11 protein-coding genes are annotated in these 18,739 nt (G+C 29.7%); 4 read left to right on the top strand and 7 right to left on the bottom strand.

From position 1 onward, the window contains the following. Positions 1–534: 534 nt before the first annotated feature. The 5 genes from OLM55_RS11975 to OLM55_RS11955 all read right to left on the bottom strand — a co-directional run bounded on the left by OLM55_RS11975 (position 535) and on the right by OLM55_RS11955 (position 5,226). Positions 535–1,914 carry an ATP-binding protein gene (locus tag OLM55_RS11975; RefSeq protein ID WP_264559134.1) on the bottom strand — a complete coding sequence of 460 codons (1,380 nt, stop codon included), beginning with the start codon at positions 1,912–1,914 and terminating at the stop codon, positions 535–537. Continuing rightward, positions 1,908–2,240 carry a hypothetical protein gene (locus OLM55_RS11970; RefSeq protein ID WP_264559133.1) on the bottom strand — a complete coding sequence of 111 codons (333 nt, stop codon included), beginning with the start codon at positions 2,238–2,240 and terminating at the stop codon, positions 1,908–1,910. The genes OLM55_RS11975 and OLM55_RS11970 overlap by 7 nt, the downstream gene beginning before the upstream one ends. Positions 2,241–2,360: 120 nt before the next feature. Further along, complete coding sequence (locus OLM55_RS11965; protein ID WP_264559132.1) at positions 2,361–2,993, bottom strand: hypothetical protein; 633 nt, start codon at positions 2,991–2,993, stop codon at positions 2,361–2,363. A gap of 11 nt (positions 2,994–3,004) precedes the next feature. Then, the gene (locus OLM55_RS11960; RefSeq protein ID WP_264559131.1) at positions 3,005–3,481 is read right to left on the bottom strand and encodes a Mov34/MPN/PAD-1 family protein; all 477 of its coding nucleotides are present in this window, start codon (positions 3,479–3,481) and stop codon (positions 3,005–3,007) included. Further along, entirely contained in the window at positions 3,478–5,226 is a 1,749-nt protein-coding gene (locus OLM55_RS11955) for a ThiF family adenylyltransferase (RefSeq protein ID WP_264559130.1), read from the bottom strand. Before OLM55_RS11955 ends, OLM55_RS11960 begins: the two co-directional genes overlap by 4 nt. A 9-nt stretch (positions 5,227–5,235) precedes the next feature. On the opposite strand from OLM55_RS11955, the gene OLM55_RS11950 reads away from it, so the two are divergent. Then, a complete protein-coding gene (locus tag OLM55_RS11950) occupies positions 5,236–5,541 on the top strand; it encodes a hypothetical protein (protein WP_264559129.1) in 306 nt (101 codons plus the stop codon). A 159-nt stretch (positions 5,542–5,700) separates the two neighbouring features. Further along, positions 5,701–6,192, top strand: coding sequence for a hypothetical protein (locus OLM55_RS11945; protein WP_264559128.1), 492 nt, complete (start codon positions 5,701–5,703; stop codon positions 6,190–6,192). 186 nt (positions 6,193–6,378) lie between these two features. Here the strand turns inward: OLM55_RS11945 and OLM55_RS11940 are convergent, their stop codons facing one another. Together OLM55_RS11940 and OLM55_RS11935 are read right to left on the bottom strand one after the other, a co-directional pair. Beyond that, complete coding sequence (locus tag OLM55_RS11940) at positions 6,379–6,741, bottom strand: hypothetical protein (RefSeq protein WP_264559127.1); 363 nt, start codon at positions 6,739–6,741, stop codon at positions 6,379–6,381. A gap of 5 nt (positions 6,742–6,746) precedes the next feature. Continuing rightward, positions 6,747–7,859, bottom strand: a complete 1,113-nt coding sequence (locus tag OLM55_RS11935; RefSeq protein ID WP_264560631.1) for an RHS repeat-associated core domain-containing protein — start codon at positions 7,857–7,859, stop codon at positions 6,747–6,749. Between the two features lie 245 nt (positions 7,860–8,104). Here OLM55_RS11935 and OLM55_RS11930 point away from each other — a divergent pair, with 245 nt between their 5' ends. Together OLM55_RS11930 and OLM55_RS11925 are read left to right on the top strand one after the other, a co-directional pair. Continuing rightward, positions 8,105–18,160, top strand: a complete 10,056-nt coding sequence (locus OLM55_RS11930) for an RHS repeat-associated core domain-containing protein (protein ID WP_264559126.1) — start codon at positions 8,105–8,107, stop codon at positions 18,158–18,160. Continuing rightward, a complete protein-coding gene (locus OLM55_RS11925) occupies positions 18,150–18,734 on the top strand; it encodes a hypothetical protein (protein ID WP_264559125.1) in 585 nt (194 codons plus the stop codon). The genes OLM55_RS11930 and OLM55_RS11925 overlap by 11 nt, the downstream gene beginning before the upstream one ends. Positions 18,735–18,739 lie beyond the last annotated feature (5 nt).

Genomic DNA, 18,739 nt, shown 5'->3' with positions numbered 1-18,739 from the left:
GCTCTTTTGGAAAAGGTTAAGGCATCTGGCCAGCGTGAAAGCAATGGAGTTTGTGGTTACTGGCAAATGAAAAAACACACTCTTGCTGGCTCTTTTTGATTTTGTGGGTGCCAGAAAGTAATTATGAATGGAGAATTATGAATTATGAATTGGGTTGTTGTGGAAATGTTGCACGCACAAAAGCAAGAGCGTGGGGTGTGCGGCTTTTTTACATAATGTTATTATAATGGGGCTACCCCTTGCCCGAAGGGATTATAATGCCACATTATGTAACTAAGCTTGGAAAAAAAAATATTGGCATGAGTTGCGTAGCGTACGCGTTTTTGTTTTGAGTGTTGGGCAAGCTCTTTGACTGATGGCTTTTTGGATTTTCATTATTAAACAAAACGTTTTAGCCAACAGGCAAAGTGCTTGATGTGTGTTGGGACAAAAACCATGACAGTAATTTTTTTAGGAGCGTTGGCAAGGAGTGGCAATTGGAATGAAATTTTAATTCATTTAATTGAACGTTTTCTACCCACCTTTTCTACCCACTTATGGTAATTTAAAATGAATAACCCAGTAACCACCTTTAGCACCTTTCATTCTTTCTAGTATGCCTAAATCTTTTAAGAAAAGTAAGTTTTTGTCAATAGCAGAAAGACTTAAGCCAATATTTTCTGATAACTCACGAATGGTGATTTTACTGTTTTTATGAATATTTTTTAGAATATCAACTCTATTTTCAGTTAGCTTTTCTACCCACTTTTCTACCCACTTATTGAAATCGAATGGTCTTCTTAATGTAACCGTAAACATTCCATCAATGCTAAATTCAGGAGGAGTTAATCCTTCATCATTCATTACATCACGAATACGAGCAATACCTGAACCTATTTGTTCTACTAAACGCATTCTTTCGAATAAACCAAAAATTAGTGGATTTCTACTAGCACTTCTTTTACCAAATTCATTTTTTGGAACAGCACTTATTAAACCACCAGGATTGGATATTTCAACACGATCATCAAAAACTTCGATTGTTATTCTAGCTCCTTTATCGTAATAATCGCGGTGTGCTAATGAATTTATAATTATTTCTTTAAAAGCTATTTCTGGAATTTCCCATAATTCTTTTCTTGGATTACCTCCTTCGTTTTCTATTTCATATCTAACATCTAACTTTGATTTTAACCAAATCATACTTTGTTGGTATTGCTGATATAATGTTCCGGACATTACCTTGTCGTCAATAATATATCTTTTATCAATACCATCAAATACCACACAACGAATAACTGCTTTTTCAAAAAACTGTTCTGGATTGTTTCCGAAAAATAAAACTGTTCCGTTTTTTAAATGGCCATCGCTTGCAATTAATTTTAAGTTTGTAAATAATTGCTCGTCTGAAGTTGCATTGACTAAACCTGCTTCGAATCTAAATGTTTTGATATTTTCTTCAGATATGTCTTTTTCTTTATTAGCATCTATACAAGAAGCGTCGTCAAAATATATTTTGTCAGATTGTTGAAAAAAGTCTCTCATCTCTTCAACTGATGTAAGTTTTTGTGAATTTGGACCTTGACGAACGTAAATTGCACCTGATAAAACGTAAGGTTTGTTTTGACCTGATGGCACTTCGATAACTGCTACATTCAAACCATCAACCTTAACACTATAGAATTCACATTTTAAAGAAGGTGAGATTTCATTTATAGAATTTTGTAAAGCTGAACGTTTACTATTGTCAATAGTTATTCCTTTTATGTTATTTGCATCATCCACACCAATTAAAACAACACCTCCTGAAGCATTAGCAAAAGCACATACTTCTTCTGTAATACCTTTTACATTACTTGGAATACTGACTTTGAATTCGGCATTATAACCTTCTCCAGCAGCAGCTATTGATTTTATTTGGGTTGGGTTTAGCATATTAAATCTTCTTTATATATTTCTTTTCCTTTTTCAAAAATTATTAATCCGTAGTTTTTACTTATTACTGCCGTGAATAATACATTTGGTATACATGAACCATACAGAGCAGTTCTATACCTACTGCCAAAAGTATTTTTTACGACTATTTTTTCAATTATGGGTGTTGAGAAATATTGAGAAATATGTGTTAATTCTAATTCTTTCGATAATAAGTGGAAACCATCTTGGAATTCACTATTTGATGACGAAATTTCTATCAATGTTTTTAAAACATCATCATATCTAGTTATTGGTAAATCATAAATAGCTTTCTCTGTATTCATAGGTGCTATTGGTAACTCTTTAATATCTGAATATATTACCAAACCTATGCCTTCAAAGTTTTTACTTTTAAGTTTATTTATATCATTACAAAGTTTTATTATTTTTTTTATCATAACGATTTAAATTAATCTCCCTAACATTTTTTTTTGAGTAAACTGTATCTTGATTGTTCCGTTGTTATTTCTTTGGTTGTAGTATTCTCCCTCTAATGTCAAAATATCCTTGTAATATTTTAGTTTGGCTGTACCAACGTGATTGTTAAGATTGAATAATGGAGCTGTTTCATTTGAGAATATATAAAAGATGCTAAAAGTATTATTGTTTTCGGGTATGATTTGCTCAATAACACTAAATGAACTTGATGAATTTAAATTTGTATTTATATCTCCAAAATAAGTGAAGATATGAAGTTTTGAAGCTGTTTGCTTAATCTCCATAACGCATACTTTTTTAACAGGAACACCTGAACTCTGATAACTAGAAACTACTTCTCCAGTATATCTACCGTTTAAATTTGGAATATTAATGAGCCAACTAAAGATTTTAAATTTCCATCCTACTAAATCAATAAAAATTATAGTTGATGTTATTAATGCTATTGTAGAAAAAACGCCAATATAGTTGTAAGCTTCATTTAATAGATTGTATTTAATAATTATACTTTCAATATACTTTGAAACATAATTAAAAAATACTGATAAAACCAGTATAAATATTATTAATCGATTTGTGTTGTAGTATTTAAAATTCAAAATCAAATTGTTTAAAATTCCTCAAATTTAATATTTTTTTCAGTCTTAATTCCTGTTTTCTCAACATATGAAATATAAAATCCTTTTCTACCAATTATCAGCATAAAGATTATTTCAGAATTGAGAATATTGCCTCTAATTTGTTCTAATATGGATTTTTTATCAAGACCAGAAGGAGTGGGAAAATCTTCGGGATGTGTATGCCATTCTCCCAAATATATTTTCTTTCCTTTACTATCTTTAAAAATTTTATTAATTATTTTTTGAGCATTCTTTTTAGATCTAGTAAAATTAAATCTACTCGATTTGTCAAATTCACTAGGTGAGGAAACATCAGTAATCGAATAATTATTATCTTCTAAATAATGACCAATTAGAATTCCGCCAGCTTCTGCTTTGTGGTTTTCATCTTGAATAAAAGATTTCATTTTTTCGAATACTTCTTCAGATATTTTGATCGACAAACAGCCTAACTCAAATTCTATCATAAATCATTTATTATTAGTTTGTATGAGTTGTTATTTGTTCCAAATTCAGTAATTACTAATCCTTTACTTTTTAATAGTTCTTTATCTCCAATCCAAGAATAAACCTTTGAAACATTATCATTATTGGCAATATGTTCTTTTAAATATGGGAAAATAGATGAAAGGAATTGAATTAAATATGAAGCCGAATAAGGAAAATAACCTGTTTGACAACTTCCTTCAATCAAATATGTTTTGTCTTGTTGATTTTCTGAATTCGACAAAACACTATAATCATAATTTTCTTTTTTAATAAATGCTAAAGCTCTTTCAGCATCATTAGGCATTATAAATAACATTTGACCACTTGCTAAAAAAGGTTCAACCCAAAAAATGAATGTTGGTTTTATTAATTTACCTTCAATTACTGCATTAAGTATAAACTCTTCAATCATTGTTTTTCCAATTGCTACAATATGAAAATCACAATCATTTATATAGTCAGTTTCAGTTTGGATAATTGCAGTTACCGATTTTACTTTAGTTTTGACTTCGATTAAAGGATTGGTGTTTTTTAAATCATTCTTTACGGCATCAACTTTATTATTTTTTAAAAGTGAGAATCCGGATAGATGTCTCTTAATGTTTTCAGAAGATAGAGATTCCTTGTCAATTAAATTGAATTTGTTGATTGGTAAGTTCTTTAGAAAAAAAACGAGATTTGAACCGACACTACCTAAACCACTTATTGCGACACTATTTTGCGTTTCGGTGTAACCAGTTGTTCTTAATTGCAATCTATTTATGCTAATATTATCAAATGTTAATCTTGTTGCATATTTTTTTTCATTAATTCGATTTGATAAATGATCTATTTTTGAAGAAACATTCCTGCTTCCACCTTTTTTTCTTGATAATATCTCTGCATTCTGATATGTCCATCCATAATATTCATTAGAAGAATTATTACTGTTTATAAAAATCACTAAAACACAATCAAAATCATTGTTTCTGCATAACTCTTTGAATTTATTGTAGTTGTTATTGTCTTTCTTTAAAATAGCTAATGTGTCTGCAAAAGTTAATTCAAAAGGCGGTTCAATGAATTCATTTTCAATAAGCAAAATGCCAACTTCTTTGAAGCTGCATTTTTGTTCTTTTGCATACTCTTTAATTTTCTTAAAATCGGCATCATTATTACCGATGAAATACTCATAATTTGACAAGTAATTATTTGTGAATTTTATGCCTTTTATTTCTTCGCCACTATTCTCATTTATAGAGTGAAACCCTAAATTTGATGTAATATCATTTTTAGAATAATTCAATACCCAATAAGCTTTAAATTCTCTTTTAAACTCGTTTTTCTTATACTCAACATCTTCAGCATCACGAATTATTTTTTTTGCCTTAGAAATGATTAATTCAATAAGACCTACAAAATCATTTTTTGGTAAAATTAAATTGAGTCCTTCATCAAAAATACAAATACTTAAATCATGATTAATGTGAGGAATATATTTTAAATCATTATAGTTTTCCTTACTTATAAAGATTTTAGGTACTACAAAAGGAAAATCGTTGAGGAAACTCAAATAGAAAACAACATTAATATTTTTATTATTAAATGTTAATTCAGTTTGAATTTCCCAAACAATACTGTCTTTTGAAAGATTATAGCCAAGTGTTTTTAACTCTTCACTTTCTATTTTTTTACAGTTTTCAATTTTTCCAAATTCTTTTAAAAGTAATTCGTAGTCAATCATTAAGCAGATTTGTTATCGTATCGTAATTGGTCTGGTGAAGCAAATGCTTTTGCAACATCTTCATCTTTTTCTTCAATAGCAGAACATGGAAACCTATCTCCTAGATGTTTTTGCCATTTAGCACAAGCATCTTTTTTACTTTTTGCTTCTATTCCTTGTTTTCCAGAAGTTATAAAGCTATCTAAAGCGTCAAGGAAGCTTTTCTTTCTAGTTGGTGATGCGTATTTATCTAATAAATTCTCTGTTTTATCAGTAGTTGGTCTTTTACATTCATATTTTGCCCATGTATGTCTTGTATCATCAATAGATTTTTGAATTGCTTCTAAAGTTTCTATTAGTGATTTATCATCTCTATCATTTAAAACATAATTATCAACAGCAAGAGATTGTTATTGGAGAGTAAGAGCAAAAGACGCAGCAGGAAACATAGGTACAAATAGTTCATACTTTAAGTTTACAGTAAACTAAATTATTATGGATTCCAAAAAGACAATTAATGTTATTTTAATTATTGTGGTACTTTCTCTTTGGGGTACAGTTGGCTATAAATATATTGATCGTTTTTTTACGTCTGATGAAATTGCATATAATATGACGGATGCCTATGGAAATACTACTGTTTCTATAATTGAAAAAGATACATTTGATTTACAACCTTTAGCTAAAGATCCTTTTTTAAATAAAGTGCTCTTTAAACCTGTTAGGTCGAGTAAAATTGTAAGAACTACTCCAAAGGTAAAAATAGGAGTAAAGCCAAAAGTGACTACTCCTTTTCCTATGGTGCACTATTTTGGTTATATCAAATCAAAAGATAAAAAAGAAGAGTTAATCTTATTGAAAATAAATAACCGTTTAGAACGTGTTAGGTTAAACAGTAATGTTAGTGGTTTGGTTGTGAAAAAAATCTATAAAGATTCTGTAATTGTAATTTTTAATAAAGAAACAAAATGCTTTAAAAAGAGTTAGTTAAAACTCATATGATTATTATTTGCTAAAGAAAACCACCACAATAGTAAAACCTAAAAAAAAAGAACATCATTGATGTTCTTTTTTATATTTAAAAGTTGCTTTTGCTTTATTTACTTTGTGGGCACGGAAAACATTTCCGCGCTATCGTTGCGTTGATATATCCGCGCCGTCGGGTTTTCTTCACTATTCGTTTGATTCTATAAAGACATTATCATCTTTAAAGCAAAGAGTCCAAGTCTCTTCTGTTGTTGAAGATGAAAATATTTCTAATATATCTCCATTTTCAAAAATAAAAACTGGGTCAAAAAAGTATTTACTTTGAGAATATATCGAGACTATTTGTAAATTTTCTATAGCTTTTAAAACAACATTTGAATCTTTGTCATAACAACCAACAACTACCTTGTCGTTTGTTACCAAACGCCATTCAGTTCTTGCATTGAACCTCCAATTCTCTCCACAGATATTCAATAATGGCTCCTCCCAAATCAAGTCATTTACTATTAATGGTAACTTTGAGTTTATATATTCTATTTTATTTTTCATATACTTTATTTATCTTGAATAACATGAGTGTTTTGCCTTACAGCTTCTTTTTTTTCTGATTTTGTCAAACCTTTAAGGGTATGTGTTTTTACCTGACTACCATTGGGTTGAGATGGCTGTCCCTGTTTGTTTTCAAAAGAAGCTCTTCTAGGGTTTGTACTACTAGGCTCCATTGCTCTTACATTTACATTATCAAATTCATATTCTCTACCTTTTACAGTACCATCTACATTTTTTAATTCTTTACCCTCTATTCCAGCACCTTTAAAGGAATTTTCCATTTTTCCTTGACTTTTATGAATGACCGTACCATCAGGAGTGGCAACAAAATCTGTTTTTTTAGCTGCTTTTTCAAATCCTACTTCAATTGTTTCTTTACCAGCTTTTTTAAGCCCATATTCTGCAATATCAACAACATTGGTTGGTATGCTTAATCCAGTAATTTCTTCAAAGTAATAATCTGCAACTTCTTCAATAATTACACCTACACCAACCTCTGCAGCAACTATTACTGCTAATGGAATTGCTAGCATTGTTGTAACTACAGCTACTTCATCAACGTTATCATAAGCATTATAAATTTTAGCATAATCTTCACTATCTCTTGAAGTAATAGCTAAAGCTTGCCTATATAAATGAGTATTGCTTGTAAAGATATTTTTTATTTCACTTGAAGAAATAGAATACTGCATATTTCCTTTAAAGCTTTCATATGTGGAAGAACTTTTGTCAATATTATTAGTTTGATATTCAGCAATAAAATATCTATTAGGAGCTCCATTTCTTATAATGGTAGCTGAACCCGTTTTTAAATCAAAATAATAATCGTCTTTACCATCAGGGTCAACAAATATAATTGGATTATTAGCTCCAAACGAATAATAAGTTTGAGAGGCTTTTTGTTTTGGGTCAGTACTAAACCATCTTCCCACTCTTGGGTCTAACATTCTAGCTCCAAAATCGTAGCTATTTCCAATACCTTTTAATTCGTCATCTTTTTCCATTCCGTTAAACCCATAGCGGTAGGCACTGCTTGAGCCGTGGCGGTTTGGTACGAGCATTCCAAAAGAAGGATAGTCATTAGCTGTAAAATAAGTGTATAAGAACGTGGTGTAAATATATGAATTTTAATAAAAAACAGAACACCATTTTACTTTGATGTTCTGTTTTTATACCTAAACCATTATAACAACCTCATTTTAAAAGTTGCTTCTTGTTTTATTTACTTTGTGGGCACGGAAAACATTTCCGCGCTATCGTTGCGTTGATATATCCGCGTCATCGGGTTGATAATTATTCTGAAATTAACATTAATAATACCTTGTCTCAAAATCAAATAAAGTTCTCAAATCGTGATTTTGAATTGAATAACACTAGGATTGTAACAACGAATACTGAATTTACAATTCCGTTAATATATTCTAAAGGATATTTGATATACAGGGTTAGAGGTATAAGTAGATTTGACAATGGAGGTTTTAATACTAATTATTACGGGCCATGGAGTTCAACTGAAAGTATTAAAACGTTTGTGTCTGATTGGCCCCATACATATATTGTTTTAGATCATGATACGGGAAAAAATTGGCAGTTTCAAGCAAGCTATGCTGAAGAAGGTAAGAAAAAAGAGGTTGTAAGTTATTTTGATGGTTCTCTAAGAAATCGTCAAACTGTTACTAAAATTAATTCAGATGAGAATGCAGTTGTAGGTGAAGTTATTTATGATGCTCAAGGAAGACCTGCAATTGAGGTTTTACCTGTTCCTACGATAGTCAATAAAATTCAATATTACCCTAATTTTAATCAGAATGATAATTCAACCCCAAACCCATTTAGCCATTTAGATTTTGATTGGGAAGATATTTCAACAGACCCAAACCAACCAATTTGTAATATTGAAGGTGTTGAAATGAATGATAATTCGGGTTCATCTCTTTATTATTCAGAAAATAATACAGATTTTATAACCAGAAAAAATCATTCCTTTATTTCAAATGCTAATGGGTATCCCTATTCACAAATTGAGTATACTGCAGATAATACTGGAAGAATTGCAAGAAAAGGTGGAGTTGGTGAAAATCATCAACTAGATACGGGTCATGAAATGAAATATTTTTACACAAAACCAAATCAAAAAGAATTGAATAGATTGTTTGGTTATAGTGTTGGTAATGCAACGCATTATAAGAAGAATATTGTTGTAGATCCTAATGGACAAGTAAGTATTAGTTATATTGATCCACAAGGAAGAACAATTGCAACAGCGTTAGCAGGAGGTGCTCCATCTGATGAAGATGGTTCTGAATTGTTAGATGCATTAGATGATGCATTAGATAGTGCTACAATAACCAATTCATCTGGAGGAGAAGATCAAATGCACGGGTTGTTTAATGCTGATTTACTTGATAAATTAAACTTAAATGATTTCGATACAAATGATGATAATAATTATCTGTTTAATACAGGTAATTATTTATATAATGATGGGCTTCGATATTTTGGTTCACAATTTAATAGTAAGAAAAGTACCTCTTTTACATTTAACTATTCTGCAAAAGGGAAAAGGGTATTTACAATTGATTGTATAAATGATGAAACAATTGGGTATCCATTTGTATATAATTTAAAATTAGATGCTCTTGATAATTGTGGAACATCAGTTTTAACTAGCGGTGTAATTAATATTAATCTAGAGTCTGAACCAAGTACATCTAATACTAGTTATGTTAACTGTCCTAAAGAGTATGATGAAAATGGAAATTTAATTGAGTCTGAAGTTGGTTTATATACTTTAGTAACGGCAGAAAATGATTTTTCATTTTACGACAATCAAATTGTTACAGTGCCTTTAGAAGTTGGTAATTACAACATATCTAAAGAGGTTACTATTGATAATGTTATCTTAGACAAATATGCAGATGATTATATTAATAGATTAAAAGTAAATGGTTGTATAATTTGTCCAGATGCATTAAGTCCTGAGGCTGCTTTAGATGGTTGTTTTAAAACTTGTGAAGAATGTGTAATTGAATTAGGTGATTTAGTTACATATGTAATAAATCATTTAGAATTACATGGAATACATTTAGGAACAAACGCCTCTGGTAATTTTTATACAGGCTTAGAAGGTTATTATTCTGATACTTCTGATTTTTCTAATCAAGAAATACAATTATTAATTGACAGATATGTTCGTGAGCATGAATTATTAATCATTGAATGTAATAGACCCTGTCAAGTTGATGGAGTAGTAGAAACTGGCGATAACACACCAATATTATCGTTGTCTTGTGAAACTAAAAGAGGTAGATTATTAGCTGATGTTTCTCCATCTGGACAATATGGATATTATAGTCAAGATGATGATGATACATTAGGTAGTGTAATGACTTTAGAAACTCATCCACTAAGTTTATATAATAAAGATACTAATCAATTGTTTTTTGATTATGTAATGCAGTTACAAACAAGTTTTGGTAATGGATATAGTTCATTAGAATTGCCTTTTTCTTGGAAAACTCCTTATAATGTTGATTATGCAACAACTGCTCCTAAGCATTATTACGATAATAATGGAGAAATTGTTTATGTTTTAATTCAAGTAACTCAAGATGAATTAGGTGCTCTTGTTTATACACCAGAAATAGATAATCCTACACACCTTTTAGATGCTGACATAGAAGGATTTAAAAAGATTGAACCACAATATTTAAGTGATGTTGCAGATTTTGAAAACTTATCTGATAACTCTTGGGCAAATTCGTTACTTATTTACCATCCAGAATATGCATATTTAGTTTATGAACAAGCTGTTTGTCAATTAACTAATGCATTAGATTTTCAAATATCTGGAAATACAGCTAATTATACACTAACACCGGATGGTTATACAAACTTATTACAATCTTTAACTTTTGACGATGCAGTTGCAAATGGATATTTTGGAAATTCTTCTACTTTAAATTTTAATTCAGATACCATAATTAGAAATGATCCATTTTTTAAAGATGATGGTAATCATCTATTAACAATCGAGGGCACAAATGCTGGTGATTTATTTATTAAAAGAACAAATATAATAACTGAAGCTATGCTTATTGGAGCTAATGGTTCTGGAAATTATAATGGTTCTGGTAAAACAGCTTTTGAATTAGCATTTCAAAGCATTTATTGTAACAACTTGTCATCTTGTGACCTTACAGGTATTGATTTTAATGATGTAGTAAATAATGTTTTTACCCAAGAGCAAAGAAATGATTTGTGGTTTAAATATGTTTCATTTTATATTTCAGAAAGAAGTAAAATAAAAAGTGTTTTTGCTAATATACATGCTAAAAATAATGGTGTTTATAATGGTTGTATTGATGATGAGCCAAGTGTACCATCAAATATATTATCACCATTAAGTGTGTATAACTTATCTGGATTATCAAGTTACATTAATGAACCAGCAAGTAATTTATGTGATTCACAAGCTTCACAAGATGGTTACTATTTAGAGAAAGAAAGAATATTTTTACCTTCTGATGCATTATATGACTCATCTCAATCGAATCAAGCAAATGTAGATGAAATGACGGGATGGATGAGTTATTATACCTATACGCAAACAGGTGTTTGTCCTAAGGCGTCGTATATGGATTTCTTTTTCTCAGGATTGAATCAAAATATGTCATCTATTCCAAATTTTACAAATTTTGAAATTAATTATTCTGGTGCTTATTTAAATCCTGAATTAATAACTGATATTGATAATTTATTTGACTTCCAAAACCCTTCAACAGTAAAAATAAAAGGTGAAGTTGCTTCTTCCGAGTTAAAATTAATGATTGAGAAATCTCCTTCATTAGTAACTTTATTGGTTTTAAATGAAAATGCGAGCTTGCCATGGGATACATATGGTAGCAGTGTTTGGACAATTAATAGTTTTTATCAGTTTACTTACACTTCTTATGATAATGTAAATAATAGATTTAATTTTTCTGTTTTAGCTAATGTATCTACTAACAGTGGTACTCAAGAAGTTTTATTTGAAGGATATACGTATGCAAAAATAGGTGAATGTACTTTAAATGGAAATAATAATGGAATTGGAGATGATTTAGGTGATGGCTCAAATGCGCCTAGTGAAGTAAATAATTGTTCAAAGAAATCTAATTTTGAAAATGGATTATTGTTTTTAGTTAATTATTTAAATCAAAACAATTTAATTAATAATAGTAATATAAATCTTTTAAATTATCCAATATTTACAGATAACACTTTATTTGACTTTATATTAGCTGATATAGGAAATGTACCAATAGATGAAGCAACTTGGAATGTAACTAGTTCAGGATATGAAATTATTGTTAAAGGGGAAGACAATCTTGGTAATAGCATTACTGAAGCATATTTATTAGATATTTCATTGTTAAATTCTGGAGTTTTATTTGATGCTATTTCAATTACAACAAATACAAATTCTATAAATGATCATGCAATTTTATTCAGTTATTTAGATGATGACTTCATAAATCAAAATTTTTCTGGAACAGTTAGTAGTCTTAATCAAGAATTAAATTTTAGTTGTTGTAAAATTATCACACAAAATGTCAATAATCAGCCAGCTATTGAAAGTTTATTAGCCGATGTGTTGAATGAATTAATTGTTGAATGGCAAAATAGTCAGCCATCTTTTATTGGTTCATATTCAAACACATATATTGATCAATTGTATCAATATATTGATGGGTATAATCCAAGTATAACTATTACACCAAATATTTATTATGAGAATCCTAGTCATATAACCATTGAATATAAAAAACTAAAATGTTTTATAAAGTTTTTTTTAAATGAAAAGTTTGATGGAATAACATCTATTGACAATATTATAATATCTACATCAAATCCTAATTCATTTGAAATTTATTTTACAACTAATTATGGCCCAAGAATAGCAAAAGGAGAAACAGGGTGTAAGTTTTTACTTAATTCAGAAGTTAATCAGGAAGTGTGTGATTTTGGTTGTATACCTCAAGTTGTTATTCCAGTTTCTTGTACAGATAAATATGCATATTTTATAAATGCTTATACCTCAATATTCGGAGCAAATACTTTACCAGTGCATTTTACAGAGGAACATTTCTGCAATATGAAATATGCATATATAGCAGAGGGCTATATTCAATATTTACAGGTTTTAGGAATCACGAATTATGATAACCCATATTATTTAAGTATAGATGAGTTTGGAGCTACAGCACTTAACTATGGTTTTGATCTAAACGGTAATGGATACGATGAAGTAATAAATCAGTTTCAACAATTTATTGCAAATGGTGGTGAATTAGAAAAATGTGAATATATAAATTGGGGATGTTTTGTTAATAATGTCTTTTTACCTTCAAATCCTAATATTTGTCCACCGAAACCACTTCAGATTAGTATCAATGTAATTGTTGAAGATCCTAATTCAGATTGTGTTGAGTTACATGTTGGTATTTCTGAAGCTTATAATAATGAAGCTTATCAAAACTTTATTAATCTTAAAAAAGAAAAATTTAAAAAGGATTATATTGAAGCTGCTTTTGCAGAATTGGTTGAAAATTTAAATGTAACTTACTTCGACAAAGAATATCAATACACGCTTTATTATTATGATCAAGCGGGTAATTTAACACAAACTGTTGCTCCTGAAGGAGTAAAACGACTTTCTACAACAGAATTAACAAATAAAAATGACTTAATTAATAATTATAGAAATGATAATGGTCCTTTGACAAATCCTGCTGATGATTTAACATTACAACCTGAACATTCATTTAAAACAGAATATAAGTATAATTCGTTAAACCAATTGGTTTGGCAATATACACCAGATGGTGGCGAAACGCGTTTTGCATATGATAAGTTGGGCAGAATAATAGCTTCACAAAATGCTAAACAAGTAGCACCAAGAGCTTATGATGGTCCTGTTGCAATGAGTTATACAGTTTATGATGAACTAGGCAGAATAACAGAAGCAGGTGAAATAGGAGGAATACCTTCAAGTCCAAGTGCTGCATCAAGTTATTATATTTCAGATCTTGGCACATTGATTCATGTTGAAAATAGTGGCGGTAGAGGAGGAATTATTACTGAAAATCAAGTAGATGGTTTCCCAACTGGTTTAATTAAAACAGAAGTTACACGAACTGTTTATGATACCAACCCTGAAGTTGAGTCGAATAAATTCTCTACAGATTATTTTATAACGTTAGCAGGTGTTAATAATGATGAGCGAGATTTTAACAATAGAAATAGAGTTACAGGTATATTTTATTATGATACTTATAATGAATTGCAACCATTAGAATTTGACAATGGAATCTTTTATAATTATGATGTACATGGAAATGTAAAAGAGCAAGTTAGCTATTATAAGCCGCTTCGTGATTATGGTTGTAGACAAATTCCAGGACAATTGAATGATTGTGAAGCACATCTTAAACGTGTAATTTATGATTATGACTTAATTAGCGGGAATGTAAATAGGGTAACGTTTCAGCCTAATTGGAAAGGAGAACCAAATAAAACAGACTTATTCATACATAAATATGAATATGATGCAGATAATAGAATTGTAAATGTACAAACTTCTGCAGATGGTATTATTTGGGAGAAAGATGCACAATATGAATATTTTGCACATGGCCCACTTTCTAGAGTTGAAATAGGAAATAAAAACGTGCAAGGTATAGATTATGCTTATACCTTACAAGGATGGTTAAAGGCGGTTAATGGTGAAAATTTAGCATCTCCTCAAAATGATATGGGATTAGATGGTACACCAGCTAATGTTTTAAAAGCTAAAGATGCATTTGGTTATAGTTTAAATTATTTTGGTGGTGATTATAAAGCAATTGACGCTTCAGACGATGGTACTTCAGCTTTTAATCCTTTAATGATTAGTAGAAATGCAACTGGTTCATCTAATAGAAATTTATATAACGGGAATATTAAACAAATGGTTACCGCTGTTAGACAGGTAAGAGAAAACCTAAAACCTATTCAGAAAAACAATTATACATATGATCAACTGAATCGTATAACTGGGATGACATCCAATGCATTTAAAGAGAATAATGCAGGAGTGTTAAACTCTAACCCTAGTTATCAATCTTCTTATAGTTATGATAGAAACGGAAATTTAGTAACATTAAATAGGACAGCACCAACAGAAAACAACTTCAATTCACCATTTGTCCAAATGGATAACTTCACTTATAAGTATAATACAGATGTAGGAAACAATCAACTTACAAAAGTATTTGATGCTGCCGATGATTTATTTGGTGATGGAGTAGATATTAAGAAAAACATTGCAGAGTTAGCTACATATAATGAAAACGATGCAAATTCACACAATTATATTTATGATGAAATAGGGCAATTAGTCCAAGATAAATCAGAAGATATTACAATTAGCTGGAGAGTTGATGGTAAAGTAAAAACGGTATATAAAGATGCTGGACGTTTAGTTTTAGATTTTATTTATGATGGACTAGGAAATCGTATTGCTAAAAAAGAAAGTAAAATTGGTAAAAGAGGAAATGATAAAATTACAACTACTTTTTATTCTCGTGATGCTCAAGGAAATGTTTTAGGAGTATATACTATAGATGAGAAAAATTTAGGACGAGGAGGAAGAAAGAAAGAATTAACTCTTAACGAACACCTTATTTATGGAAGCAGTAGGCTAGGTTTAGAAGATAAAGAGCTTTTAGTATATCAATCGCAACCTTGTTTACATTGTAAAAATGGAGAAGAACCACAAGCTCCAGTAATTAATGCAATTGCTCCTAATATTATTGTTGGAAACTCATTAAACTTAGATAGAAAATATGAATGGCCTTCACATACTGTTGAATATGAAGCTTTAGTAAGAGGGAATAATAATAATAATAATGGACCTTTTGGACAAATTCAGAGTGAAATAATTAATAATAAATATATTAACGTATTAACAATTAATACAAAAACACTTTTATCAATACCAACTCCAACTATAGGAGAATCTGCTCCTGTAGAATTGTCTAACATTAATGAATTAAGAACTATTAATTTAAAAATGAAGACTAATTCTCATCCAGGTCCTCAAATTATTGGTAAGGTCTTAAATATTAGTCAGTTTAAATTAGAAGCAATCAAAGATAGTAACGAAAACTATGCACTACAGCTTACGGTTTTTGACGATTTGGCTTATGAACCTGATCAGCTTAATGGTGTAGATTATAGTGCTTTACCGCAACAAATTCAAGTTCAAATACCTAATGGCGGTAGAGTAATTGAAAAAGTTTTTAAAACCGATTTTATTTATCCTGCAACTTCATTAGCTGAAAATCCAGAAAAAGGCTTAGATATTGCTATTGTTTATAATAACACACAACCTATGATTTCTGTAGCTGAATATGACGCTAATGGAGATGGTGTATTTGGAGAAGAAATATTATTTCCGTTAATAGCTACAAATACTGCACTAGCTTCTACTGGCTATTTAACTGTACCAAACTCAGTAGGTAGTAATTCAAATTCAAATGCATCTTTATGTAATTTTAATTATACAATTAGTGACGCGGTATCTTCAAATGTAGATATAACAGGTTCATTCACATTTAACGGCTTTAATTCTAGTAATAATATACCAGGTACTTTTACAAATTCTAATATAAACAATGCTAGATTTGGTACTGTAATATTAAACGGAAGTCCTGTTTCAGTTTCAACAGTGCCAGTAGAAATGAGTTATAATACCGCATTACCAGAAAGCCCATTTACAATAGGCGCTTGTTTGTATGATACTGATGGTGATGGTTTATATGATTTATATGAAGTTCAAGCTAATACAAGTACTTCAACTGGAGCTATAACCTACACTTCAATTGACACAGATAATGACGGAACACCTAATCATTTAGATATTGATGACGATGGGGATGGTATAGAAAGTAAATATGAAAATAACCATACGGGTAACCATAATCCTGTAACCGCTTTAGATACAGATGGCGATGGAATTAAGAACTACCTAGATGTTGATGACGACAATGATGGTTATGCCACTTGGGAAACCCTTGAGGGCGGCCCAGACTTTATTAACCCTACTATACAAGGAGATGTTTATAATACAACAGGTATGTATGATGTAACGGGTCTTGCATATACTTTAGATACAGATTTGGATACTATACCAAACTATTTAGACAATACAAATGGAAATTTTCAAGTAACAGGGCCTATTAGTATTTCAAATTTTGTATCTTTGATAGGAGACAAACGATATGAGTTGTCTAATCATTTAGGAAATGTACTAGTGGTTATTAACGATAAAAAACTCCCAGAGTTTAATATTGAAGATACACCAAGTAGTGGATTAATGGCTTTTAATGCAGACGTTCTTAGTTATAACGATTATTATCCTTTTGGAATGCTCGTACCAAACCGCACTAGCTCTAGCACTGCTTACCGTTACGGCTTCAACGGAATGGAAAAAGATGATGAGTTGAAGGGTATTGGGAATAGTTATGATTTTGGAGCTAGGATGTATGATTCAAGGATTGGAAGATGGTTTGCTCCTGACAAAAAGGAAGCAAAATATTCAAATATTTCAACCTATGTGCCTTTTTCTGATAATCCAATTTTTTATATTGACTCTGACGGTAATGAATTTATTAATGCTTATAAAGACAGGTATAACAAATCTAAAATTGATATTGAAACTGCTCGAAATAAATATCTTGAGATTGTTAATGAAATAACAGACAGAAAACTTTTAAAAGCTGCTGAAAAGGAACTAAAGAAAATGGAAAAGGATTTTTCAAATTTAGAAAGTAAATATTTGAAAGTAGAAAGATTATTATATACTTTAAAAACAATTAATCCTGATGAATATAATTATTTTGAAACATTAACTGACTCAGAAGGTGAGAATGTGAAAATAAATATTGATTTCGATAAGAGCAATGACCCTTCCAAGGAAAGTGATGGAGTTAGTGCGTCAGCTTCTACTAGAATAGCTGGGGACTTTAAAATGGTAAAAACCCCAAATGGAGGTAGAGATTATATTGTTGTAGGGGTGCTTGATAATGAAATAGATATTTCACTATATTCACAATCATTGGAATGGTTTGGAAATGAATTAGGTGATATTAAATATTTTTTCACCTATGTTAAAACTAAGAAAGATTTTGATTATTTTGTTAAGACAGGTGATGGAATTAATAATGATTTTGATGCATATCAGACTGAAAAAGGTGGTGCTGGAAAATATTCATTTGATTTTCAAAAAATTATTAAAGGTAATTTTGATAAGTATGTAAAAGATAAAAAATTGGAAAAAGATAAACATTATAATAAAAACGAACAAACTCTAAACTTACCTGAAGATGAAAATTAGATTGAAATACTTTTTATTAATAATTATCACTCCTTTAAATTTATTTTGTCAAAACAACAATGATATAAAGGAATTAATTTGGAATGATTTTTTAATTGTTAACTCAGCTTATTTATTAAAGTCAAATGTTCAAGGGTTAGACTTTAATAAGTACTATGAGGAGAGTCTTAATATTAAGTCAATAGACACAGTTACAATAGAAAAATTTATTTTTTTAAAAGTTAAGATTGACCTACAGGACAGTTTTAATCATCGACTTGATATGAAAGATTTTGATTTTTATATTGTCAAAAACACAATAAACAATGAAATATTTAGATTTAATGGATTCTTAATATCTGATTTTTTAATTTGGGAGAGAAAGTTGCCAGGTTATTTTTATGATGAGAGTGATTTTTTTAACTTTTTACTTTCTACTAAGTTTTGGAGTGAAAAAGAATGCAAAATGTATTCAACATACTTTAAAAAACCTAAAAAATGTAAAAATAAAGTTGTGTTTTATTCAAATTTTTTGAAAGAAATTTTTGAAAACAATCATGAAATTTACGAATCAATCATGTTGTTTCCATATTAGCCTAG

This window comes from Flavobacterium sp. N2270 (genome assembly GCF_025947225.1).
Classification (GTDB): Bacteria; Bacteroidota; Bacteroidia; order Flavobacteriales; family Flavobacteriaceae; genus Flavobacterium.
The sequence above is the reverse complement of the archived record's forward strand: the minus strand, read 5'-3'. Positions and strand labels throughout refer to the sequence as shown.